Here is a 22,887-nt window from a genome sequence, read left to right on the forward strand (position 1 = left end):
CCTCCTTCTAGTCAGGTTCGTTCCTTCCTCCGCGGATATGAAGAAGCGGGACGCACCGGCAGCCAGCAGCCAAGCGCATCCCGAACGGACTTCATGCCGGGCAGGTCAATAAGCGCCCGTTATTCGAAGTAACCCCGGTTGTAGACGATATTTCCTTGATAGTCGATATACACGTTTTTGAGATTCGGTTTTCTGAGGGCGACGTTGGTATAGTAGTAAAGCGGAAGGATGGCCTGATCCTGCTCGATCAGTATGCGCTCGGCCTTCACCATCAGTTCCATCCGCTCCTTGTTATCCTGCGACTCCTTCGCCTCGCGGACGAGCTTGTCGTACTCCGGATTGCTGTATCCGATATCGTTGTTCCCGCTGCCTGTCATGTACAGATCGATGAAGGACATCGGGTCGTTGTAGTCGGTAATCCATCCGGCCCGGGCCATCTGGTAATTGAGCGCGGTGCGGTTCTTCAGGAAGACGCCCCATTCCTGGTTTTCGATTTTCGCCTTGATGCCGAGATTTTTGTTCCACATGTCGGCGACGGCTTCAGCTACCTTTTTGTGGCTTTCGTCCGTATTGTAACTGAGCGTGAATTCAGGCATGGCGGACAACCCCAGCTCGCTAAGCCCCTTTTGCAGCAGCGCTTTCGCTTCCTCAACGTTCTCCTTGAAATAATCGTCCTTGTGCTCTGAACGGAATTCGCCATGTTCCCCGGCGATACCCGGAGGAACGATGCCGAATGCGGGCAGCTGTCCGCCGAGCGTCACCTTGTCGACGATCTGCTGGCGGTCGATCGCCATCGCCAGTGCTTTGCGGATATTGACGTTATTAAATGGCTTCTGTTTATTGTTGAACAAATAGAAATAGGTGGAGGCGATGCCCTTGATCTCGAGTTCGTTCTGCTTCGTCTGCTTCAGGACCGGAATCTGTTCGTTTGGAATGCGTCCGGTCGGCATGCCGGCAAAATCGAGCTGGTCGGTTTCGTACATGTTCAGCTCCGAGCCGGAATCGTCGACCATGGTCATCTGCACTTTCGTGAATTTGATGTCGTCCTTGGCGTAGTACTGGTCGTTTTTCACCAGCACAAGCGAGCTTTGCTGCTTCCATTCGCTGATTTTGAACGGGCCGTTCGATATGATGGTATTTGCGTCGGAGGCCCACTTCGGATTGGTTTTCGCCGACGAATGAACAGGGAAATAGGTCTGGAATGAAAGGAGGCTTAAAAAATACGGAGTGGAGTGCTCCAATTCGACCTCAAGCGTATTGGCGTCGACGGCTTTGACGGCAACCGAATTCGGATCGGCGTTTTTTCCGGTGTTATATGCTTCCGCGCCTTTGATGTAGTACAGCTGATAGGCGTACGGCGGCGCAGGTTCGGTCTTCGGATCGAGCACACGCTTCCACGCAAACTCGAAGTCAGCCGCAGTCACGGGATCTCCGTTCGACCATTTCGCGTCCTTCCGCAAATGGAAGGTATACTTGGTTCCGTCCGAAGAAACATCCCATTTCTCGGCGGTACCCGGGACCACCTCGCCGTTTTCATTGCTCCGGGTCAGCCCTTCATACAGCCCGTTAAGCACGGCGAACGACACGTTGTCTTGCGACTGGCCGGGATCAAGCGTGGGCGGATTCGAATGCAAATTGAAGCGGAAGACCTGCTCCTTCGGCGTTTCGGTCTTGTTCCCGGGCGCTGGCTCGGCGGGTTTTTCGTTGTTCGCCTTCGGAGGCGGGGAAGAGTTGGCGTCCTGGCCGCTGCTTCCGCAAGCGCCCATAAAAACGCTTACAGCCGTTAATAGCAGCACCGCCAGCATGGATTTTCGTTTTTTTCGCATAGCGTACCCCTCTCTTTTGATATGAAGTGGTCCACCGGGCCGAAGTAAAAACGATGAAGCGGGTGCGATCCAGCCATCGGCGTATACCCTATCATTTTATAAACATGCCGACTCGTCTCCATTTATTCCCAATCGCGATAAATTTCGTGAAAAGCGTCATGCCGCCGCAATCGAACGATAAGCCGGCCGGCATCATGGCCAGAGAGTCGTATGCGAATTGGGGTAATGCCGGAGTATCAATCGCCGGAATATCAATCGAAAGAGACGGGCTGAATGAACCGCTTAACGATGCGCCGACAACACTATTTTTACACTACTTTTGTCGAATGTCTTGAATATGCATATTGAATATATTAAATATGTATTATATATCTGCAGTGAAAGAAATATCGGTTCAGTTTTCAGGCGAGACAGCGTGTGCGGGATTCTTGAATGTTCAGCCGGTAGAACAAGGTCTTTTCTTTCATTTGCCGACCAATTCAGCGTAAAGTTGAGGTGTATTGTTCATGTTACGAAAGTTCACCACGCTTTGTCTCGCATTGGTTTGCGTGCTGTCCATGTCCCTTCATGCAACAGCGGAATCGGCAGCCGGCCCGTCATCCTCCTCCAAGGGGATCAAGTGGCCCGATTCGCAAGCGCTCCCGTCGTTCGCCAAAGTTAAACATCTGGATGTGGCGGATGTCTACGACGCGCCTGGGGATGTCAAAATTTTGCTGGCGACGCTGCAGGGCATCGTCAACCGGAATCAACCGCGGATTTATTTGCTTGAAAACGAGGAAGAAGGAAAAATGACCTGGCTGAACGATCTTCAGGTGCCTTATACGGTGCATAACGACCCTTGGGAAGTGGTATCGGAATTCAAACATGAAGCGAAGGGACTTATCGTATACGATCCGAAGGTGCCGGACAGCATCAACGTGGCGACGACGCTTGCCGGATTGAAGGATGCCGTTGTGGCCAGTCCGGACCTCGTGCCGAAGCTCACGGCCGCTCCATACGGCCTGAACGTGCTCGATGATCTTCAAGGCAAATTCAAGGATCGGATGGACGCCTACAATTGGCAGTACGAGAACTTGTGGAAGCAGACGACGCACCGGATGCTCATCGGGCTCAGCCCGGATACGCCGGTGAAGCTGCCTCCGGGACTTCCGCCGTCGTTTAAGGTGGTGGCGGAGGAGAAGACGCAGGAACGCGATGCCAAAAACCGCAACACGTATGATCTCGATCTGACCTCTTTTTTGGGCAGGGATGCGGTATACCTTCGGTTCGAGGATGCTTTCCAGCAGGACGGATGGGGCTCCGCCGTTCATGAAGTAACGGTACAAGCCGACGGCCGGACCATCGCCCGATTCGTGCCTGGAACCGACGGCGAAACCCCTTTCCTGTACGATGCCCAAAGCTCCCAGCTCTCGAGCGGCAGCGGCGGACACCGGTTTGCGGACAACGGCCGGTACTTCGTCTACGAGTTTAAATTGCCGGCAGGGACCAAGTCGTTGACGGCTTCGGTGGACATGTGGAACCAGTTCAAAGTATATGCCGGCAACGAAGCGCCGCCTTCTTCGGAACGGAAGGAGCCTTACGGGTATTTGCGCGATTACGCGGTCGCCAACAAAGCGATGGTGTTCTGGCTGGGCACCAATACGCCGGAGCAAGAGGCGTTGTTCGACAAAATCCTGTCCGATGTTCCGGCAGGGACGCCCTATCTCGGCTGGTTCAGCAATGATACCGAAGGCGAGTTCAACGGGGTGGAGCTTTTGTCGAATCACAGCGTATACGTGCTGGCTGCCGATTGGTTCAGCAACCTGACGGTATTCTCCGGCACGCAGGCGAAAGGTCTCGGTCCGCTCCCGAACGAAAAGGTCAAGGCGCCGAAGCTTGAAAATAAAATATATGTCACTTATACCTTCAGCGAAGGCGATAACTTCCAGTACAACCAGCACCGTTTGCGCCATTTGTGGGACGACCCGAACCGCGGCAAAGTGCCGATCAATTGGACCTCCAGCCCGCTGCTCTATGACGGCGCGCCTGCGATGCTGAGCTATTACCGGAGCACCGCCACCGCCAACGACCAATGGGTCGCAGGCCCGTCCGGCGGCGGTTATTTCTACCCGAACGCCTGGCCGGAGACAACATTGCCCGATTTCCTGAAAAAAACTTCTTCCTATCTTAAAAAGACCGGCATGACCGTTCCATATGTCCTGAACCGTGTGGCGAACCAAAACGTTCCGCTCGGCGATACGGTGGTCAAAGCGTATGCGGAGACTTACCGGCCGAACGGGCTTTTCCTGAGCTGGGAAGACCGTTTCGGAGTAGATATTCTAAACGGGAACCTGCCGGTGTCGACGATCCGGGGCATCGGCACGGTAGAGGACGGGCAAAAGGTGCTGGCGGAAGCCAAAGCGAACTGGGACGGCCAATCGCCGCTGTTCGTATCGCTCGGACTGCTGGCCTGGAGCATGACGCCGACCGATGTGGTGAGGTTGACGGATTCGCTGGGTCCGGAGTTCCAGCCGGTTCTCGCTGACCCGTTCTTCACCCTGATCCGGGAGGCGAACGGACTGCCGGCGAAACCGTAACCTTGGCTAACATGACGAAGCGGTCAACGCGATGATACGCGTTGGTCGCTTTTTTATCTTTTCCTTTTTGGAGACGAATACATATTTCCACCTGCTTTCTCAAACAATGAGGGAAGAAGTATTGCAGCAAGCGAAAAGGAGGAAGAGGGCTCTTGAAATCATCGAAGACATCACGTTGGGGCATGTGCATGAAGACCGCCGGGCTGGTCCTGCTTCTGGCTGCCGTCCCCGCATTCGGCGCATCGGCGCAGCAGTCGTACGGTGCGTATGCGGATTTGAAAACGTTCCTTGAACAGGGAAAACACGGGGAAGCCGCTCAAAAGGCCGCGAAAAAAGAAAAAAAGGTTGCGGTAATCATCGATGACTTCGGGAACGGGCAGGGGGGGACGCAAGAGATGTTGTCCTTGCCGATCAAGCTCACCGTCGCGATCATGCCGTTCCTTCCGACGACGCAAACCGATGCGGAGCTGGCTCATCAAAAAGGTTACGACGTCATTGTCCATATGCCGATGGAACCGAAGCATGGAAACCCGAAATGGCTCGGACCGGGAGCGATTACGTCCAAAATGAGCGATGAAGAGGTGCGGAGAAAGGTCGAAGAGGCGATCGACAACGTTCCCCATGCGATCGGGATGAACAACCATATGGGATCGAAAATTACGGGCGACGAGCGGATCATGTCCATCGTGCTGCAGGTATGCCGCGAGCGGGGGCTGTTTTTTGTCGACAGCAAAACGAACTACCACTCGGTCGTGGGCAAACTGGCCGCAAACATGGGCATGCCGCCGGTCGCCAACCATATTTTTCTCGACGACTCCCACACGGTCAGCCATATTGCCAAACAAATGAAAGCCGTCGAAGCGTATGCCCTCGAACATGACAACTGCATCACGATCGGACATGTCGGAACGCAAGGCAAAAAGACGGCCGAAGTGCTGAAAAACGTTGCCCCGAAATTGCAGGAGCATGTCTCTTTCGTCGGCATCAGCGACTTGGTGCGGGATATTTGGGGCTGGCAACCTTCGCCTATATTACCGTCAAATAATAATTGATCCCGTCCGCAATCGCCTTGGCGATTTGCAATTGACCTCTGCGGTCGGTCAGCATGGCGCGGTCTGCGGCATTGCTGAGAAAGCCGGTTTCGACAATGACGGCCGGATCGGCAATTTGGTTCAACAGGTAAAATGGACGGCCATGCTCGATATTTCCTTTAAAGCCGTATAGCTGATCCAGCTGTTGCTGAATGGCCGAGGCAAGCAGGACGCTGCGGCCTTCGTTTTGAAAAAGGACGAGTCCGCCGCGTTTGGAGGTGTTTCGTCCCCAATTGACATGCAGGCTGACGACCACCAGGGTCGGGATTTGCCGGCTGAGCTCTTTTCGCTGCGCCAAATCCCGCAAATGCCTGGACCTCGTGCCAAGCCAATGGTTTTCCTCGCTCAGCGCGTAGTCGCCTGTCCGGTTCAGCACGGCATGGTAGCCCATGCTGCGAAGGAGCATAAACACTTTTTGCGCGATGGCAAGATTGATGTCTTTTTCCATAATATTCTGGAATGACGTTCCTCCGTCGATGCCGCCATGTCCCGCATCGATGATGATGACGTCGCGGATAAACGCAGGGTGATCCTTCACTTCCTCCGGGCTTAGCGCATGCTGAGCCTTTACAGTTGGAGGAAAGGCAAGCACAGACGCCATAAAAACGAGAAAAACGGGCTTCAAAAGTTTGTTCATACGTTGAGGCCATCCTTTCGAAACGTATCCGGATGAACCAAAGTCTGGTCCAGTCCGTTCCTGCACAGCTTTAGAATGCGCAATTGTCGGAAAAAAATGCATGTGTAGGATGGACGTTGCAAATCATGGGATAAACTGCCGCGGTGGATTCCGGGGAAGCTTTGTTTAAAAACGCGGGGTTTTGCGAAAGCTAATGCTATCACAGCTGCGAAAGGGGATGCGCACAAGTGGCTAGCGGAGAAGAGCTTGTCAAATACATCACGGAACGCGTCGTGACGTTTATGGAAACTCCCAAAGAGGAACGGCGGCGCAGAACGAAGGAACCTTGGTCGGAAAAATGGTTCGGCATGATCCCGCTCGGAATCATGTTGATGAAGCGGCCGTCCGACAAAAAAGACCGGAAATAAAAAATCGGGAATACATTTGAAAAAGACGCCTTGCCGAGTATGGCCGGGCGTCTTTGTTATGTTCAACATATCGGCTGCTTCGCACTTGGCTTCATAAATAGGATACGTTCAATGATCGGAATTCGCCCCGCGCCATGAGCTCGGAGGCAGGAAGAAACCTGGTGCCGTTCGGTCCGGTGGCCGCGTATAACGTTTCTTTGCCGATGCCCGCAACCTGCCAAGCATGCAGTCCGTTCACGACGAAAGGAGCTCCAAAGTCCGCATTTCGCCCGGGGGACGTAAATACGAGGCTGCTTCGTCCGTTCCGCATGGCTTGAAGCAAATCCTGGCTGCCAGTCAGCGATAGCTTCGGCGATTGAAGCCAAAGCAGATTATCGTACGGATCGCTTGTCCGCTGCTGCTTTGGCAGCATCGTGCTCGTCAGATGGAGTCCTTTTCGGGAAGCGAGGCCTCCAAGGGGCGCTTTTTCTCGGCCGGACGGCACCGGAAGCTCTTCGCCGGTAATCGCGTGAAGATAAATCGTTGATTTGCCGGGCAGCGTAATTTTCCACACCGGCAGCAGGGTAAAGTAACGCGCTTCGACGTTTGAGCCGGCGGCCAGCTTCGAACCCGGCCCGAGGATGCCTCGTTCTTTCAATTGCTCACGCAGCGCTTGGGCGTTGAACGGCATCGCATCCTCGCGTCCGTATTCGCTCAGCATGTAGTTGCCGTCATCGGTTGAGGTCAGAAACAAATAGCCGACCGGTTTGCCGTCTCGGCTGACGGTCACAAGCCAGCTGTGCGTGCCCGGTCCGAGCGGATCGTACGAGATGCCGGCGTCCTTCCAGTCCTGGAACGAATCTTGTTTCGAAAGCTCGCTCACGATGGTCTCCGTAAAGCTTTGCAGCGAAGACGGGACGGCGGCTTGACGCAGGCCGTAAACGGCAGTAGAGGCCGGCAGGGCCAAATGGATCGCTGCGTCGGAATTCGAGGCGCCGCTGCTGCCGGATGCAAGCGCGGCCCCTGTCGGGACGAGACATCCGGCGAGAAGGAGCGCAGCCGCCGTTTTTGTGGCAAAAGAAAGCATAGTCGCAGGGTTCATTGGGTTCACCCTTTCCTTTTTTCCGCTTTTTCCCGAGATACATAGGCTTTTAAAGTTTACGGCAGGACGAACATTCGGTTCATCCCGGGATAAGCTCGCTAAATGGCGATTGATTTTCTTTGAAGCACGCCGATAGACTTTTTTCTTATTGTAATGGACAAGCCGTAAAAAGGCTGTTGCATGCTGTCACGCGGACGGAGGCGGCTCCGGTTCTATTTTTGCCTGCTTTTAGCGAGGAAGGTCTAAATAAATCTACCCTTTTGAGCGGAGATGAAACAGGCCGCAGGTTATGGCGGACAGATGTACTTTGGGCTCGTATTGCCATGTCGTTTCGCTCCGTCTGCTGGCGAATTGCTCTCGGATCGCGGCCAGCTTCTCCTCGTCGGGTTCCTTCAGAAGATCCTCGTAATAGATGTCGATGACCGCGAGTTCCTCCTTCAGGCGTTCCTTGGCCTGTTCGGCCCAGCCGTAGTCCATCTCGGCAAGCTTTCCGGTCAAATAGGATTCCAGCAGTCCGGCTGCGGCGTCAATCGAAAGCGTTGCCGGCTTGATATGAACGTTTTCGGGCAGGCGCGGACTCAAGGCCAGTCCCTTCAGCCGATCGGGAAACGGGGAAGCGATCTGCCCGCTGACAAGGGAAATTCCGATGAAATGAAGTTCTTCCTTTTTCATGTCGCACGCCATTTCCGCTTTGAAGCAGACGCCCAGCCACGGCTCGTAAGGGGCCGAAAACAGCGTTTCGCGCTGCAGCGAAGGCGGCTGCTCGAACAGATACAGGCAGAAACCTTCCTGGCGGGCGGCATTCCAAATCTGCTGCAGCCTTGCGCTGCCGTAAGTGACGTCCTCGCGTTGGATGCGCCCGGGGCCGAGCTGCGGCAGGAGGGGCGCCGTTCCGTAATAACGCGACAGGAGATGATCCTGCTGCCGCGCGGCCGCGGTTTTTTCCTGCTCGTGTTGGTCGTAGCGTTCCGGGTCGAAAACGAACGTAAAGGATAACGTCTCCGGTTCCGCGCCGGTTCGGTCGACGAATCCCCAATAATAAGGCCTGCCCGTCAGCTGCCGGTCAGCCTGCGGAGACAGCTTGACCGTCACGTGGTACGGCGATTTTTCGATGATCTGGCATTCCGTGCTTTCCAGGTAGGTCATCATATGTTCCTGGACCTCCTGCGGAGACATGCTCATCTCAGGCTTCCTCCTCCTTCATCGTTTCCGATTCATAATCGACCTGCTGCTTGATTTGGTCCAGGGTTTGGCCAAGCGAGTTCACTTTTTGCCGGATTTCCTCGTTCGAGTCGGATTCGAGGAACATTTTGACGAGTCTTTTTTCCAGCGATTCCTGTTTTTCGAACCGTTCGAGGATGACGTCGAGCCCGCCGATGACCATCTCGAACATGTTGATCTTTTCGTGGAGCAGATGCAGAATATGCTCCTCGATCGTTCCGGAGGTGGACAGGTTATAAATTTTGACGTCGTTTTGCTGTCCGAGGCGGTGGACCCGCCCGATCCGCTGCTCGACGCGCATCGGGTTCCACGGAAGGTCGAAGTTGATCATATGGTGGCAGAACTGCAGGTTGATGCCTTCGCCGCCGGCTTCCGTCGCGATCATCACCTGCGCGCGCCCGCGGAAGAGATCCATCATCCAGTCTTTTTTGCCGCGGTTCATGCCGCCCCGGTAAGGGACGCAAATCAGGCCGTGTTTTTGAAAATATTGGAGCAAATATTCCTGGGTCGCCCGGTATTCGGTGAACACGATGACCTTTTCGTTCATTTGCCGGATCAGCTCGATCGTTTTTTCGGCCTTGGTATTGGCCTTGATCGCGCGAATGGCGTTGACCAGCTCCCACACCTTGGCGGTGAGGGGCGATTCGTCCGGGATTTTTTTCGAAAGATTCACCAGCGTCAGGAATACCGCGTCCCGGCTGCTGCAAACCTCCCGCTGCAGGGTCACGAGCGACAGCATGCTGCTCAGATTTCCTCCGGACGCCCGGTATTCGTCTTTGACGAAGGCCGTCACGCCGTCGTATAAAGCCTGTTCTTCAGGCGACAGCTGCAGGCTGACGTTGGTGACGTGCCGTTTCGTGAACTGGACGGGGCCTTCGCCCCGGCGGTTTCGGATCATGACTTTGGCGAGCTCGTCCTTCAGCTGCTCCTGGTTTTTCGGCTGCCGCTTGCCGACGACGAAATTGGTGGCGAAATCGCCCTGGCGGCCCAGCTGCCCGGGTTTCAGCAGCGTGATCAAATTAAACAGCTCCGTCATGTCGTTTTGCACCGGCGTGGCCGTGAGGAGCAGGCAATATTTTTTGCGCAGCTTTTGAATGAACTGGTAGTTGGTCGTCTTTTTGTTTTTCAGTTTATGGGCTTCGTCGATGATCAGCATGTCGTATTCCTGGCTGAGCAAAAAATCTTTATGCGGATCCCGTTTGGCCGTATCGATGGACGCGACGACGATATCTGAATGCCAGGTGTAGGCTTTTTTTTGGGCGATGGCGGGAATGCCGAATTTGCTGTTGAGCTCGCGCACCCACTGCAGCACAAGGGAAGCAGGCACGAGGATCAGCACTTTCGATACGAGGCCGCGAATCATGTACTCCTTCAAAATCATCCCGGCTTCGATCGTTTTGCCAAGGCCCACTTCATCGGCCAAAATGGCTCTGCCGGACATTTCGAACAGCACCTTGCGCGTGGTGTCAAGCTGATGCGGGAGCGGGGAAAGACCCTGCAAATGCTTGAGGCACTGCAGTTCGTCGAAACTGGTGACCAGCCGCGCTTCCTCTCCCCGGATGGCCAGCTGCGCCAGCCCCCAGTCTCCCCAAGGGCCTCCTTTTTCCAGGCGGTTATTCAGCTGATCCAGCCAGCTGCGGTCGATATGCAAGGGAACCGGAAGGGTATGCGGGTTCTCGCTCGTATTGGAAGTGTTCATGCCCCTACCTCCTTCGATGTTTTCGTATGCTAGAGGACTCAGCCAAAATCCATGCGTAGCATTTAGTATGCACGTAATCGAAAGAGTTCATAACCGGCAGCGAAGGAGGATGGGGCCGGGGGATGTAGAGGAGGGTTAATAACGGATCTGCACTTCGATGTCTTGTTCATAATTGCCAAAGTTTCTGCCGAACAGGCTGACGCCGCCGGGATATTTGGCATCTTCGGGCGAACTGATCCGGAAGCGGATCGGTTTGGCGGGGGCGATGGGAATGTCCTGTATGGTGACCCTGGACAGCCGGACGCCGTCCATGAACGTGCCGTCGGCATTGATCCACAGCGTTTTGAGCAGCCCGTGCTGGGTGCTTCCCTGATCCCACCAAAGCGGGGTAAGCTTTCCGCGCACGCTGCCGAAGTCTCCCGGGGACGTCCATTTGCAAACCTCAACCCCGCCGACCGAAAACAGAATGTCCGACGGCCAGTTTTCATCGTAACCCGGAGCTTCGGAACAGATCTCGAGCGAGATGCGGATGTCGGTCAGAAGTTTGCTTTCTACCATGTAATTAGGGATTTGGTATTCGACGTAACCGCTGGCGAACCAGAGATGCTGGGCATGGACATGTTCCGGTTCCGCAAAATAGCGGGGGTCGTCACGCATGCCGATCAGCTTGGCTTCCGATGCCAGCCCGCAGGTAGGTTTGACCTGATAGGACACGTAATGGCCGACCGGAATCGATACCGAATAGCCGTTTTGGTCCGGATGGATGATTTCGTCCGTGCTGCCGGACGGCTTGAAAACGAGCGTGAGCCGGTCTAGGACCAGAAAGCATTTTTTCTGCATGCCGCGCTTTCCGGACGAAATTTCGGTGTCGATGATGCCGGCTTCCTTCAGCTGTTGGACATGTTTGGTGACGATGGCCGAAGAGATGCCGAGTTTTTGGGCCATTTCCTTGATGTTGAGCGGTTCCCGGCTCAGCATCTCCACCATTTTGATTCTCGTGTCGGAGGCCAGGGCCGCAAATAAGGAAAGGCTGTCGCGGTTTACGTTGAATTCCATGAAAATATCCACCTTTTGTCGTATTCATCATGCGGTCGAACATGTAATAAACATGCAATAAACATGCGTACGGAATGAATTATATAATTAAAAGGTTAATCAAACAAGCGGAATAAACGGCAGGAAGGAGGGGGGATTCGCGATAACCTGCAAAGGGCAGCGAAACATATGGTTAACGAAAGGGTTAACGGGGATGGATGGACGGATGGCTGCCGGGGCATGCCGCCACAAAGGCGCCCGTTAGTTGAATAAAATTTTCCTTGCGGAGCAAAGCTTTGAATAACCAACTATTTGAAGCGTTTGGGTGACCCACATTACATCAAGGACGGGAGCAGCTATGTCGATACGTTTTTGGTCGCAAAAAAGAAGACACGCAGAAAAGCCGCCAAAGTCCCCGGAGACGCCGCCCGCGGACCGGAGCGGCAAACGTCCGGAAACCTTCGATGAACGGCTGGAGTGGGTGCGGCACGAACTGGTCCACTGCTCCGACTTGATCATCCACACGTTTCATACGGGCAAGGACCGGAGATGCGCCCTGGTATTTTTCCGGGGCATGATCGCCAAAAACACGGTCCAGGACGAATTGTTGCGGGATTTGCTTTCGCTGGAGGCCGAAGACGCACAGAGGTTCAACGAGCAGCTGTTCGAGCAAAAGCGTTTGTCCGTCACGGGCCTGAGCGTCGTCACCGACATGGATCAGGGACTTGCCGCCGTTTTGGACGGGCACGCGCTGCTGATAGTCGACGGAGATCCGCGAATGCTTGATATACCATGCAGTTCGATCGAAAAAAGGGCGATCGAGGAAGCGCCGAACGAATCCGTCATCCGGGGGCCGCGCGAATCCTTTATCGAAGACCTGGACGTCAATATCAGGCTGCTCCGGAAACGGCTAAAAACCCCGTCCTTTAAACTGGAGTCGATGGACATCGGCACGCATACCAAAACCAAAGTGGTCATTGCTTACATGCAGGGGATTTGCAAGCCGGAACTGCTGGAAGAAGTAAAAAAACGATTGTCGGGAATCGAGATCGACGGCGTCATCGGAAGCAGCTATTTGGAGGAGTTCATCAAAGACAGCCCTTTTTCTCCGTTTCCCCAAATGCAATACACCGAACGGCCCGATGTGGCCACGGCTTCCCTGCTCGAAGGAAGGGTGGCCATTCTCGTGGACGGAACGCCGATCGTATTGATGGCGCCGGTGACCCTGTTCATGCTGATGCAGGCGGCCGAGGATTATTTCCAGCATTACGTGGCCGCGACATGGATCCGGTGGATCCGGTACGTCTTTCTGATTGCTTCCTTGACGCTGCCTTCCACCTATATCGCCGTCACGTCGTTTCACCCGGAGATCATCCCTTCGAGTCTGCTAATATCGATCGCGGCCTCCAGGGAGATCGTTCCCTTTCCGGCGCTTGTCGAAGCTTTTATCATGGAGATCGCCTTCGAGGCGCTGCGGGAAGCCACCGTCCGCATCCCGAAAGCGATCGGCCAATCGGTTTCCATCATCGGTGCGCTGATTATCGGGACGGCCGCGGTGCAGGCGGGAATCGTCTCGGCCTTTATGGTCATTATCGTTTCTCTCACCGGCATCGCCTCTTTTATTAGCCCCCACTTCGATTTGGGATTGGCGTTTCGGCTGCTCCGGTTTCCCATCATGATTTTATCGGGGGTGTTCGGCCTGTTCGGACTGGCTTGCGGCTTGATCTTAATTTATATCCATCTGATCAATCTGCGTTCGTTCGGGACGCCGTATTTATCTCGCAATCCCAGATCTAAATGCTGTATTCGCAATACCTGTATACGACGACGCTGGGGTTTATCATCCCCCTGCTGATCAAAAGCGCCCAATACATGGCCTGGGTTTCCCTGCTTGTGGGCGCCGGCATGGGGTTGGTAATGACCTATGGCGCCTACCGTTTGGCATTGAAGCGGCCGGATCGGACTTTTGCAAGCTACGGCGGGGAACTGGTCGGCAAATGGCTGCATTATCCGTTGACCTTCGTGATGCTGTTTACGGCCTTGTTCGTCGCTGCGCTTATTTTGCGGGAGCTATTGGATCTGATTTTACAAATTTATTTGCAGGATACGCCGGATTGGGCGATTGCGATGCTGTTCGGGTGCACCTTCGTTTATGTCGTCCGTTCGGGAGTCGGAACCATTTTCCGGGCCGCGCAAGGTTTTTTCTTCATCAGCGCCGTTTGGATTTTTATGGTTCCGCCGTTTGTTTACAAAGAGCTTAATTTCAACATGGCCATCGCCCTTGTGAACCATTTCAATTTGGCGGGAATTTGGAACGGGAGCTATTCGATGGCGGCACAGTACGGGGAAATGGCGTTTATCGTGTTCCTGTTTCCTTTTTTCGCAAAACACGCAAAAACGATGAAGTCCCTTTGTTGGGCGACCGTCACCTCGATCGTCATCGTTCTGGTCGGCCTGATATCATCGATTTTGCTGTTTGGGCCGTCCCTGGTCGGAAACTTGACTTATCCGGAGCTGGAGCTGATCCGGTACATTCCTCCGGGAGGTTTTTTTGAAAACTTGGACCCGCTCATTATCGCGATTTGGCTCTCCAGCTTATTCATCAAGATCAGCTTGCTGCTGTTCATATCCGTGATCGGCTTGACGCATGCCTTCGGGCTGAAGGACCATAAGCCGTTTTCGCTTTCGATGACCGTCGCGATGGTGGGTCTTTCCCTGGTTATGGTGCGGACGGTGCCGGAGCTGGATTATTTGATCGATCACGGCTTTGTCCCGTTCCTGATCGTCGCCGAGCTGATTCCTCTGCTTTATTTGGCCGCCGACGGGATCCGCTCCTTGTTCGGCCGGCGGAAAACCCGCGGAAAAAACATGTAAGCCTAAGTCGAAAAAACTTCCGAACGCTACTGACATAAGGGTGTCAGGAGCGTTTTTGTATATTGAAAAGGAAGACTAGGAAGGCTGCTTCACAGGAAAACAAGCCTTCTTCATCCATAGGGAGGGAAAACGGATATGCAACTCGAACAAATCAACGAACAGAGCCGCTTCTGGATCGGCGTGGTATCGGCGTCTCATGTCAAACGAGGGGTATTGGGAGGATTCGCCCAGCTCTGCCACGGCAAGTCGGCGCCGCTGCGAAAGATGCGTCGGGGCGATTGGCTGATCTACTACTCGCCGCGAACGGAAATGGGTACAGGTCGTCCGCTGCAGGCGTTTACCGCCATAGGGGAGGTTGCCGACGACGAAGTGTACGCATTCCCGATGTCGGAATCGTTTGTACCCTTCCGAAGAAATATCCGGTATTCCCCTTGCCGTGAAGTGAAGATCGCCGGCCTGCTCGACCGGCTTAGCTTTGCGCGCGGAAATGCGCATTGGGGTTATTCGTTCCGTTATGGCCATCTTGAGATCCGGCGGGACGATTTTATGACGATTGCCGACGCGATGCTGCGCGAAGCCGACCATGGTTGCGGCGCGATCGGCCGCGCCGAATGAAAATGCGGGTGGAAAGGGCCTTATTCCCCAGGAAATAAGGCCCCTTTTCGTTTGGCCTGATGGAGATCGGTGTCACCCGTGTTCTGCACAAGGCTGGTCTAGGTACGCTGTTTGTCGGGAATGGCATGTTCACCCGGCCCGAAAAGGGCGATATGGAGCTGAAACTTTTTCAGCGCCGCTGCGTTTAGATCATAAATCCATAAAAAGGGAGCAAGGAGATGAAAAGACCGCTTTTTATTCTATTGGCCGCATTGGTGATCGGAGGATGTTCCAATACGGAGGCGGGCAAGACGGAGCGTCATGCCGCCCCGGTGCCGTCCGGAACGGTCATGCAAGAGGGTAGCGAAACGGCGGATCCCGGCGGCAGCGGAACGGATCGTAAGGGTGCAGACGAACCGGCGAAGCAAGCATCGGGACCGAAAGACGGGACTTCCGAGGCTGCGGGCTCCGAGCCCGACCCAACCCGTGGGGCAGGCACGGAAGGAACGAAAACAACTGCTTCGCAGCAGCAAGCCGGAGCCCGGGCCGGCAGCCCGCCGCGGTTGGATGCGGCCCGGCTTGCAAACACCTACGGTTTTGCGGACAACACCGGAAAGTACATCCTTTCGTTCGAAAACATGGAGGCAGACGATCTCGATACAGCCATTGGAAAAGACGGTCGGCCGCTCAACATCCGATTCGTCAAAAAACAGCCCCAAGGCTCTCAGGATAACGGAACCCGGTCCGCGAACAACTTCAGCAACGTCCAAGGACTGCTGTACGAAGTCGTGGACGGGAATGCCGAGCCGAACGAAACCTATTATTTGGCCAACAGCGGCAGGTTTAACGTCGCCTCCCTGCTGCAGGTGAAGCCTGAAACAAGGGTCGGGGCAAGTGACGAAGTAAAGCGGAACATCGAGGCTGCCAAATCCCAAAAGATCGATAAGATTTGGAAAATAGCCGACATTGCGCCGGACAAAGAGCTGTACGTGGTCCAATTCCGAAAGCAGGGAAAAAAGATCACGGCGTCTCTCGTGCTGCGGGAGGGGGAGCGGATCGCGGCAAAGGATTTCACGGCCGACTACGATCCGGTTTCGACCTGGCGCGTGGACGACGGCGGGGAGATGGTACCCGGAATGTTCTCGGTCCTGTTCGCCGCATCCGGCGAAGGAGGGGTCGTATTGTGCGTAGCCTGGGCCGGAGCGGAAGGCGAAAACGACTATATTTTCAAACAGAAGGGAAATGAGCTGGCGGACTTGAATCTGACGGCTGGGCGGTACATGTTATACTAACGCCGTAGAAGCCGAACGGCTGCCCGGAGCCGTTCCCCGAAAAGCAAACAATATGTTCAAAAGACCTTATTTCCGATCAAAGAAATGGGTCTTTTTTTGTTTCTATGCGCCATTTTGCGTCACTCCGCGTTTAGCTGCAAAAAAATCTATATGTCTTTTTACAAAAAAAGTTTTGCCTTCCCGCCCATGTGCCCTTATATTAAGAGTACAATCATCGATTAATGTTCGTATTTGGACGTGAAAGATGTTGGAATATCTCGCTTTCGGAAAGGTGATATTGCTTTGAAGAAATCCATTTTTCAATTCAGCACAAGAACCGTGGTGACCATCGGCATCGGCGCCGCCCTGTACGGAGCCACCAGCTTCATCGGCATTCCCGTTGGTCCCGATACGTCGCTGCGTCCGGCCATCGCGCTGCTGGCGATTTTCGGCGCGTTGTTCGGGCCCGTCGTCGGATTTGTCGCAGGGCTGATCGGCCACGTGCTGAACGACCTGCTGACCAGCGGTACGGTATGGTGGGGCTGGGCGCTTGGTTCGGGCATTACGGCCGCGTTTATGGGACTCATCTATTTGTCCAAAGGATTCGATCCGCAAAACGGAAGTTTTAAAGGAAAGCATATCGGACTGTTTATCGTGTACGGCATCGTCGGCATCGTCTTGTCGCTGCTTTTCTCCGGCTGGTTCGACATCGCGTTTATGGGCGAACCTTCCGACAAGCTGGTCGTGCAGGTGGCCGCGGCCTCGATTTCGAACATCGTCGTCTTTTTGGTGCTTGGCGTTCCGGCCGTCATCGGCTTTGCGAAAAGAAACGCCAAAACGAGCCACTTGAGCGTGAACGAGTAGGCGCGCGGGAAGCGCCCGAAGGAATAGGAGTTTTTGAAGGTTATGCAGCCAATCATCTCGTTTCAACAATACGGATTCAAGTATAAAAACCAGTCGGAGCCTACGCTGAAAGAGATTACGCTGGATATTTATCACGGCGAGAAAATCTGGATCGCGGGTCCCAGCGGCTCCGGCAAATCGACGTTGGCCCATTGCATCAATGGGCTTATTCCTTTTACGTACGGAGGGGAGACCAGCGGCAGCCTGAAAATTGCCGGCCAAAACCCGTCGGAATCGAGCATATTTAAGCTCAGCCGCACCGTCGGAACGATCCTGCAGGATCAGGATTCCCAGTTCGTCGGGCTGACGGTTGCCGAAGATACCGCCTTCGTCATGGAAAATAAAGCGATGCCGCGCCCGCAAATGAAGCGGGAAGTGGCGGCATCTTTAAATAGGGTCGACATGCTGGAATATGCCGAGCACAGCCCGTACGAGCTGTCGGGCGGCCAAAAGCAGAGCGTATCTTTGGCCGGGGTGTTGTCCACCGACGCCGAGGTGCTGCTGTTCGACGAGCCCCTGGCGAATTTGGACCCGGCTAGCGGACGGAAGGCGATGCAGCTGATCGACGACATCCATCGCCAAAGCAAAAAGACGGTCATCATCATCGAGCATCGCGTCGAAGACGTGCTGCAGCAGCCGGTGGACCGGATCGTGCTTATGAATGAAGGGAGAATCGCGGCCATAGGAACCCCGGACGAAATTTTGTCTTCGGGCGCGCTCCACGGATTCGGCTTGCGGCCGCCGCTGTACGTCGACGCGCTTCAGTATGCGGGCGTACCGCTGGAAGGCGTGAGCGGCTTGCGGCTGCCGCAGCGGCTCGACATCCCGGACCTGAAGGAGAAACTCGACCATTGGTGCGAAACCTGCGGGGACGTTTCGGACCTGCAGCCTGCCGCGCCGCTGCTGGAGGTCAAAGGGCTGAACTTCGGCTACGAGGCGGAGCATCCGGTCATCAAGGACGTGTCCCTGCGGATCGGCGCCGGAGAAATCGTGGCGCTGCTCGGCAACAACGGCGCAGGCAAGTCGACGTTGTCCCAGCTGATTACCGGCATTTTGAAGCCGCAATCGGGCGAGCTGCGTTATGACGGGCAGGATATCGGCTCCTGGTCGATCCGCCGCCGCGGCGAAGCGATCGGGTACGTGATGCAGAATCCGAACCGGATGATCACGCAGCATATGATCGCCGACGAGGTGGGCCTTGGGCTCAAGGCGAGAGGCGTGCCGGCGGCCGAGATCAAGCGCAGGGTGGAGGACGCGCTGAAGGTGTGCGGGCTGTTCCCGTTCCGCAATTGGCCGGTCTCCGCGCTCAGCTACGGGCAGAAAAAGCGGCTGAGCATCGCGTCCATTTTGGTGCTCGAACCGAAGCTGATCCTTTTGGACGAGCCGACGGCCGGACAGGATTACCGCCATTATAAAGAGTTTATGGATTTTATCGCTTCGTTGGCCGGACAAGGCATCGGCTTTTTGCTGATCACCCACGACATGTATTTGGCGCTCGAATATGCCGTGCGCGCAGTCGTGCTGAGCGGGGGGCGGGTCATCGCCGAAGATGCGGTGGCGCAGGTGCTGAGCGATCCGGCGGTGACGGAGGCCGCCCATTTGAAGGAAACGTCGCTGTCGCTGTTTGCGAAAGCCAACGGGCTGGCATCGCCTGAGCGTTTCGTGCAGGCGTTCATTAACGCAGAGAAAAAGGGGAAAGGCCATGAATAGAACGGGAAGCCTCTACGCCCCTGGGAACTCGCTGTTTCACCGGCTGGACGGCGCGGTCAAGCTGGTGCTTTTTATGGCCTGGACGGTCATGACCTACATGTTTCTGGATTTGCGCGTCTTCGTGCCGATGCTGGTCGTCGGGATCGCCCTGCTTGTCACCGCGGGCATTCCGTTTAGGCGGATGGCGTTTTTGTTTTGGCTGATGATCATTTTTACCGTGCTGAACAGCATTTTTATCGTGCTGATCACGCCCACGTTCGCGACGCGGCTTACCGGTACAGATACGCCGGTCATTCCGCTCGGGTACAACACGATCAACAGCGAAACGCTTTTTTACGTGCTGACGCTGTCGGCCAAATATTTGACGCTGCTGCCGATCACGATCCTGTGCATCTTCACCACGCAGCCGAGCGCGTTTGCCGCAAGCCTGAACCGGATCGGCGTCCCGTACAAAATCGCCTACGCGGTCAGCATCGCCCTCCGGTATATCCCGGATCTGACGGAGGAATTCCGCAGCACGCTGAATTCGATGCAGGCGCGCGGCATGGGCATCTCCAAAGAGGACGGCAGCATCGCCCAGCGGATCCGCAACTTGGCTGCGGTCGTCGTGCCGGTCCTTCAATCGGCGCTGCACCGGATCGATTCCGTCACGAACGCGATGGAACTGCGCGGTTTCGGGACGCAAAAACGCCGTACCTGGTACAGCGGCAAAGACATGGAGCCGCTCGATTGGACGATGGCCGTGCTTGCGGTCGTGCTGCTCGCAGCCGGAATCTGGCTGAAAGTTCAGGTGCTGCGCGGATTTTGGTATCCTTTTTCATAACATCCCATCCCTCTTTGGCTACAACATGAAGGGAACCCGGAGAAGATCGTCATCCTCTCCGGGTTCTTTTTTTGCGTTTTGACAAAAAAGTTTTACTTGCCGCTCCTTGATCTACGGGGGAATTCCGCGTGAAAGACAGGACTTTCTTTCGTTCATTCGATGTAGATGACAAAAATGTAAGGCGAATGTAAGGGAGAACGATGGAATGAAAAAATGCGCAATGGTACAGTGTTATGGGAATATGTCCCATGTAAAAGGGTTCCGGAAGTTTCGGCATAAGCCGGCATAAAAAAGATCAGGATCGGGAGGGCGACGATGAAAGGGACTGGACGTTTGGCTTTGGCCGCTGCCGCGGCGGCTTTCGTTGCATTGGCGATGCTGCAGCCTGCCCGGGCGGAAACGGTGGTCAAAGGTTATATCGTGGAATCAAGCGCCGACCAAGTCAAGCTGACGTTGGAGCAGGCCATTAAATGGGCGAGAGAAAGCAGCCATTTGCTCAAGGCGGCCAATCAAAACGTGGAACGGAACGCGATCATGCTCCAAAGCGCGGCGGACGAGCTGAAGCAGGTGACCAGGCGGGACAACCATGACGGAGAAGATGACAACGGGCCAAGTGACGCGGATGCGCTGCGCGCGGCGTACAAACGATACGAGGCCGCCGCAAGCATGTACGAAGATGCACAGAAGCAAGTTCCCCTTGCCATGGATCAGCTGGAATTTCAAACGATGAAAGCATACCATGAGGCGATCATGGCTGCCGATCATGAGGCAACGGACAAAGAAGCGTTGGACGTTGCGCTTCAGGAGGAGAACATTGCGCTCGCCAAGGCGGCCCGCGGCAAAATATCGGAGAACGACAAAGCGAAGGCGGTTCAGGCGAGAATGGAAGCCGAGAAAAAACTCGCGGAAAGCAAAGCCGCTTCGCAAAAAGCCGAGGATGCCCTAAGCAAACTGTTGGGGAAAAAGCAGGGGACGGCATACGAACTGGTGGACATACCGATATACAGCAAGCCCAAAGCGATTGACATCGGGTTACATATTCAGGACATGACATCTTCCGGCAGCCCGGCGTTGTACAAGCAGGAAAATGCGGTGAAGCAAGCGATGGCGGAAGCGTCTTTTTACAACGGGACGTCAGTGAGCGAATATCGGCTGAAGACGCTGGACGTCGAAACGGCCAAGATGGAGCTTTCCCAAGCCAAGGAGCAATTGGCGGATACGCTAAAAAACGCTTATTTAAGCATTCAGCAGTACCAATCGCAATACGAAGAACTGCTGCGCAATCTTCAGAATGCCCGGAACGAGCTGGCGCTGGCCGAAAATAAATGGAAAAGAGGGCTCGTGCCCGGCATTGAAATCAAAACGATCGAGACCAAGGTAAAGCAATGGGAAAGAAAGGCGACGGAGCTTGCGATCCAGCAGAAGGAAGCGGAATTTGCGCTGTACAAACCATGGCTTTTATAAAGAAGGCCAAGCGGATGCGAAATGATGAATGTGGAGGAAAACGGCGTGCTTGAAATCGAAAATCATCAGACATTAACCTCTCTGAGGCGGAAGCGCAGAAAACGTTGGATTTGGATGGCGTTCGCGGTCGTTTTATTATGCGGCGCCGGCATTTTGATCTATTTCGAAACCACCCCGAAACCTGCCGCGGCGCTCCCGAATGAAACCGTGAAGGTCGAGCAGGGAGACGTGACGGATACGCTTAGCCTGGCTGGGATCGTTCAGGCGACCAAAGAAGCGAACCTGAACTTTACCAGCGCAGGGACAAGCAAGCTGGTCAAGGTGAACGTCAAACCCGGCGACAGCGTGAAAGCCGGACAGGTCCTGGCGCAGCTTGACGATTCGGAAGCGAAAATGCAGATCAAAAGCGCCGAGTCCAATTTGGCGATTGTCAAAGCAAAGTTGGCCGAGGTGCAAAAAGGCGCCAAGCCGAACGAAATCGAAGCGCAAAAAGAGAATGTCGCAAAAGCGAAAATGGCACTCGATTCGGCGAATGATCCATTTGCCTTAAAGGAAGCCGAAAACCAGAAAGCGGCGGCCGAAGCAAATCTGGAAAAAGCAAAACAGGCCGTCCTTGAGCCGGGGGAAAACGCTGCATTAAGGGAAGCGGAGCAGCAAGTTGCGGCGGCAAAAGCCAATTTGGATAAAAGCCAAAAAGAGTATGACGACCAGTCCTATTTGTTCGGCCTTGGCGCCGTTTCCTTGAATGAAGCGACGGAGGCCGAGAGAAACCTGGAAAAAGCCAACATCGAATATGAGAACGCCAAACTTCAATATGCCAAAGCGCAGACGGCTTTGCAGGATGCGTTAGATAAAGCGCAAAAAGAATATGAGAACGCAGAGCTGCAATATGAAAAAACGGTGATCAAAGGCAAGCAGGCGGGGGAGGAGGCCAAACTTTCCTACCAATCCGCTTTGGCGGGCTTAAAAGCCGCCGAAGCGCCGCCGGAGCCTTCCGCGGTGTTGTCGGCCGAAGCTGCCGTATTGCAGGCCGAAGCGGATTTGAAACAAAAAGAAAGCGAGCTGTCCAAACTGCAGATCACCGCTCCGTGGGACGGATTGGTTTTGAAGGTGAACGGGGATGTCGGAACAACCCCGACCGCTCCTTTTATCGTCATGAACAATGCGAACTCCAATCAGCTGAAGGTGCAGGCCAAAGTGGACGAAACCGACATTGCGAAAATGAAAACGGGGCTTGAAGCGACCATGCGGACGGATTCGTACCCTGATAAGCAATACGAAGGCAAAATCAGCTTCGTTTCGCCGCAAGCCGTGACCGATGCCGGAATAACGACGTATACCGTGGAGCTTTCGATCCAGGATCCGGAAGGGACGCTGAAGACGGGGATGAATATGCAAATATCGATCCATTTGGCTACTCATAACAACGTTTTGTATATCCCTTTGGCTGCGCTGCAGTCGGAAGGCGGGCAAGACGGCGTGTATTTGGCGCCCGACCCGGCGCACCCTGAAACGTACGTGTTCCAGCCCGTTGAAATCGGCATTTACGCACCCGACCGGGTAGAAATCATATCAGGCGTGAACAAAGGAGCCATCGTCGTCATACCGGCCGAACCTCCGGCGGACAACAGCCCCGAGAACGCCGCTTGGAGCGGTTAAACAGCCGTACGCGTCA

Annotated in this window: 18 protein-coding genes; 12 read left to right on the forward strand and 6 right to left on the reverse strand. The window is 54.8% G+C overall.

Going from position 1 to position 22,887, the window contains the following annotated elements:
- Positions 1–119: 119 nt before the first annotated feature.
- A complete protein-coding gene (locus NYE48_RS08450; protein ID WP_340998025.1) occupies positions 120–1,826 on the reverse strand; it encodes a peptide ABC transporter substrate-binding protein in 1,707 nt (568 codons plus the stop codon).
- Between the two features lie 506 nt (positions 1,827–2,332).
- On the opposite strand from NYE48_RS08450, the gene NYE48_RS08455 reads away from it, so the two are divergent.
- Both NYE48_RS08455 and NYE48_RS08460 read left to right on the forward strand, forming a co-directional pair.
- Positions 2,333–4,402 carry a GxGYxYP domain-containing protein gene (locus NYE48_RS08455; protein WP_340998026.1) on the forward strand — a complete coding sequence of 690 codons (2,070 nt, stop codon included), beginning with the start codon at positions 2,333–2,335 and terminating at the stop codon, positions 4,400–4,402.
- A 152-nt stretch (positions 4,403–4,554) separates the two neighbouring features.
- The gene (locus tag NYE48_RS08460) at positions 4,555–5,454 is read left to right on the forward strand and encodes a divergent polysaccharide deacetylase family protein (protein WP_340998027.1); all 900 of its coding nucleotides are present in this window, start codon (positions 4,555–4,557) and stop codon (positions 5,452–5,454) included.
- Here NYE48_RS08460 and NYE48_RS08465 read toward each other — a convergent pair.
- Positions 5,429–6,130 carry an N-acetylmuramoyl-L-alanine amidase gene (locus NYE48_RS08465; RefSeq protein ID WP_340998029.1) on the reverse strand — a complete coding sequence of 234 codons (702 nt, stop codon included), beginning with the start codon at positions 6,128–6,130 and terminating at the stop codon, positions 5,429–5,431. The genes NYE48_RS08460 and NYE48_RS08465 overlap by 26 nt on opposite strands.
- A 227-nt stretch (positions 6,131–6,357) precedes the next feature.
- Here NYE48_RS08465 and NYE48_RS08470 point away from each other — a divergent pair, with 227 nt between their 5' ends.
- Positions 6,358–6,537 (forward strand): YqzE family protein, encoded by a 180-nt coding sequence (locus NYE48_RS08470; protein ID WP_036706753.1) that lies wholly within the window; start codon positions 6,358–6,360, stop codon positions 6,535–6,537.
- Positions 6,538–6,628: 91 nt separating this feature from the next.
- Here NYE48_RS08470 and NYE48_RS08475 read toward each other — a convergent pair whose 3' ends face one another.
- The 4 genes from NYE48_RS08475 to NYE48_RS08490 all read right to left on the reverse strand — a co-directional run bounded on the left by NYE48_RS08475 (position 6,629) and on the right by NYE48_RS08490 (position 11,594).
- Positions 6,629–7,618 carry a hypothetical protein gene (locus NYE48_RS08475; RefSeq protein WP_340998031.1) on the reverse strand — a complete coding sequence of 330 codons (990 nt, stop codon included), beginning with the start codon at positions 7,616–7,618 and terminating at the stop codon, positions 6,629–6,631.
- 252 nt (positions 7,619–7,870) lie between these two features.
- Positions 7,871–8,800, reverse strand: a complete 930-nt coding sequence (locus NYE48_RS08480) for a YqhG family protein (protein WP_339321530.1) — start codon at positions 8,798–8,800, stop codon at positions 7,871–7,873.
- Between the two features lies 1 nt (position 8,801).
- On the reverse strand, positions 8,802–10,538 hold the full coding sequence (locus tag NYE48_RS08485) for a DEAD/DEAH box helicase (RefSeq protein WP_036706761.1): 1,737 nt from the start codon (positions 10,536–10,538) through the stop codon (positions 8,802–8,804).
- A 135-nt stretch (positions 10,539–10,673) separates the two neighbouring features.
- Positions 10,674–11,594, reverse strand: a complete 921-nt coding sequence (locus NYE48_RS08490) for an ArsR/SmtB family transcription factor (protein ID WP_212951721.1) — start codon at positions 11,592–11,594, stop codon at positions 10,674–10,676.
- Positions 11,595–11,931: 337 nt separating this feature from the next.
- Between NYE48_RS08490 and NYE48_RS08495 the strand changes: the two genes are divergently transcribed.
- The 9 genes from NYE48_RS08495 to NYE48_RS08535 all read left to right on the forward strand — a co-directional run bounded on the left by NYE48_RS08495 (position 11,932) and on the right by NYE48_RS08535 (position 22,871).
- Positions 11,932–13,428: a spore germination protein gene (locus NYE48_RS08495; protein WP_212951722.1), complete on the forward strand. Its 1,497-nt coding sequence runs from the start codon at positions 11,932–11,934 to the stop codon at positions 13,426–13,428.
- Entirely contained in the window at positions 13,371–14,447 is a 1,077-nt protein-coding gene (locus tag NYE48_RS08500) for a GerAB/ArcD/ProY family transporter (protein WP_340998032.1), read from the forward strand. Before NYE48_RS08495 ends, NYE48_RS08500 begins: the two co-directional genes overlap by 58 nt.
- Before the next feature lie 135 nt (positions 14,448–14,582).
- Entirely contained in the window at positions 14,583–15,062 is a 480-nt protein-coding gene (locus NYE48_RS08505) for an EVE domain-containing protein (protein ID WP_340998034.1), read from the forward strand.
- 218 nt (positions 15,063–15,280) lie between these two features.
- Positions 15,281–16,333 carry a hypothetical protein gene (locus NYE48_RS08510; protein ID WP_340998036.1) on the forward strand — a complete coding sequence of 351 codons (1,053 nt, stop codon included), beginning with the start codon at positions 15,281–15,283 and terminating at the stop codon, positions 16,331–16,333.
- Between the two features lie 282 nt (positions 16,334–16,615).
- The gene (locus tag NYE48_RS08515; protein WP_445164696.1) at positions 16,616–17,176 is read left to right on the forward strand and encodes an ECF-type riboflavin transporter substrate-binding protein; all 561 of its coding nucleotides are present in this window, start codon (positions 16,616–16,618) and stop codon (positions 17,174–17,176) included.
- A gap of 42 nt (positions 17,177–17,218) precedes the next feature.
- Positions 17,219–18,925 (forward strand): ABC transporter ATP-binding protein, encoded by a 1,707-nt coding sequence (locus NYE48_RS08520; RefSeq protein WP_340998037.1) that lies wholly within the window; start codon positions 17,219–17,221, stop codon positions 18,923–18,925.
- Positions 18,918–19,748, forward strand: a complete 831-nt coding sequence (locus NYE48_RS08525; RefSeq protein ID WP_036706764.1) for an energy-coupling factor transporter transmembrane component T family protein — start codon at positions 18,918–18,920, stop codon at positions 19,746–19,748. Before NYE48_RS08520 ends, NYE48_RS08525 begins: the two co-directional genes overlap by 8 nt.
- 315 nt (positions 19,749–20,063) lie before the next feature.
- The gene (locus NYE48_RS08530; RefSeq protein WP_036706765.1) at positions 20,064–21,212 is read left to right on the forward strand and encodes a TolC family protein; all 1,149 of its coding nucleotides are present in this window, start codon (positions 20,064–20,066) and stop codon (positions 21,210–21,212) included.
- 21 nt (positions 21,213–21,233) lie between these two features.
- Positions 21,234–22,871 carry an efflux RND transporter periplasmic adaptor subunit gene (locus NYE48_RS08535; RefSeq protein ID WP_340998041.1) on the forward strand — a complete coding sequence of 546 codons (1,638 nt, stop codon included), beginning with the start codon at positions 21,234–21,236 and terminating at the stop codon, positions 22,869–22,871.
- The last annotated feature ends 16 nt before the right edge of the window (positions 22,872–22,887 follow it).

The sequence above is a fragment of the Paenibacillus sp. FSL M7-1455 genome (genome assembly GCF_038004655.1).
Taxonomy (GTDB): domain Bacteria; phylum Bacillota; class Bacilli; order Paenibacillales; family Paenibacillaceae; genus Paenibacillus_AQ; species Paenibacillus_AQ cookii.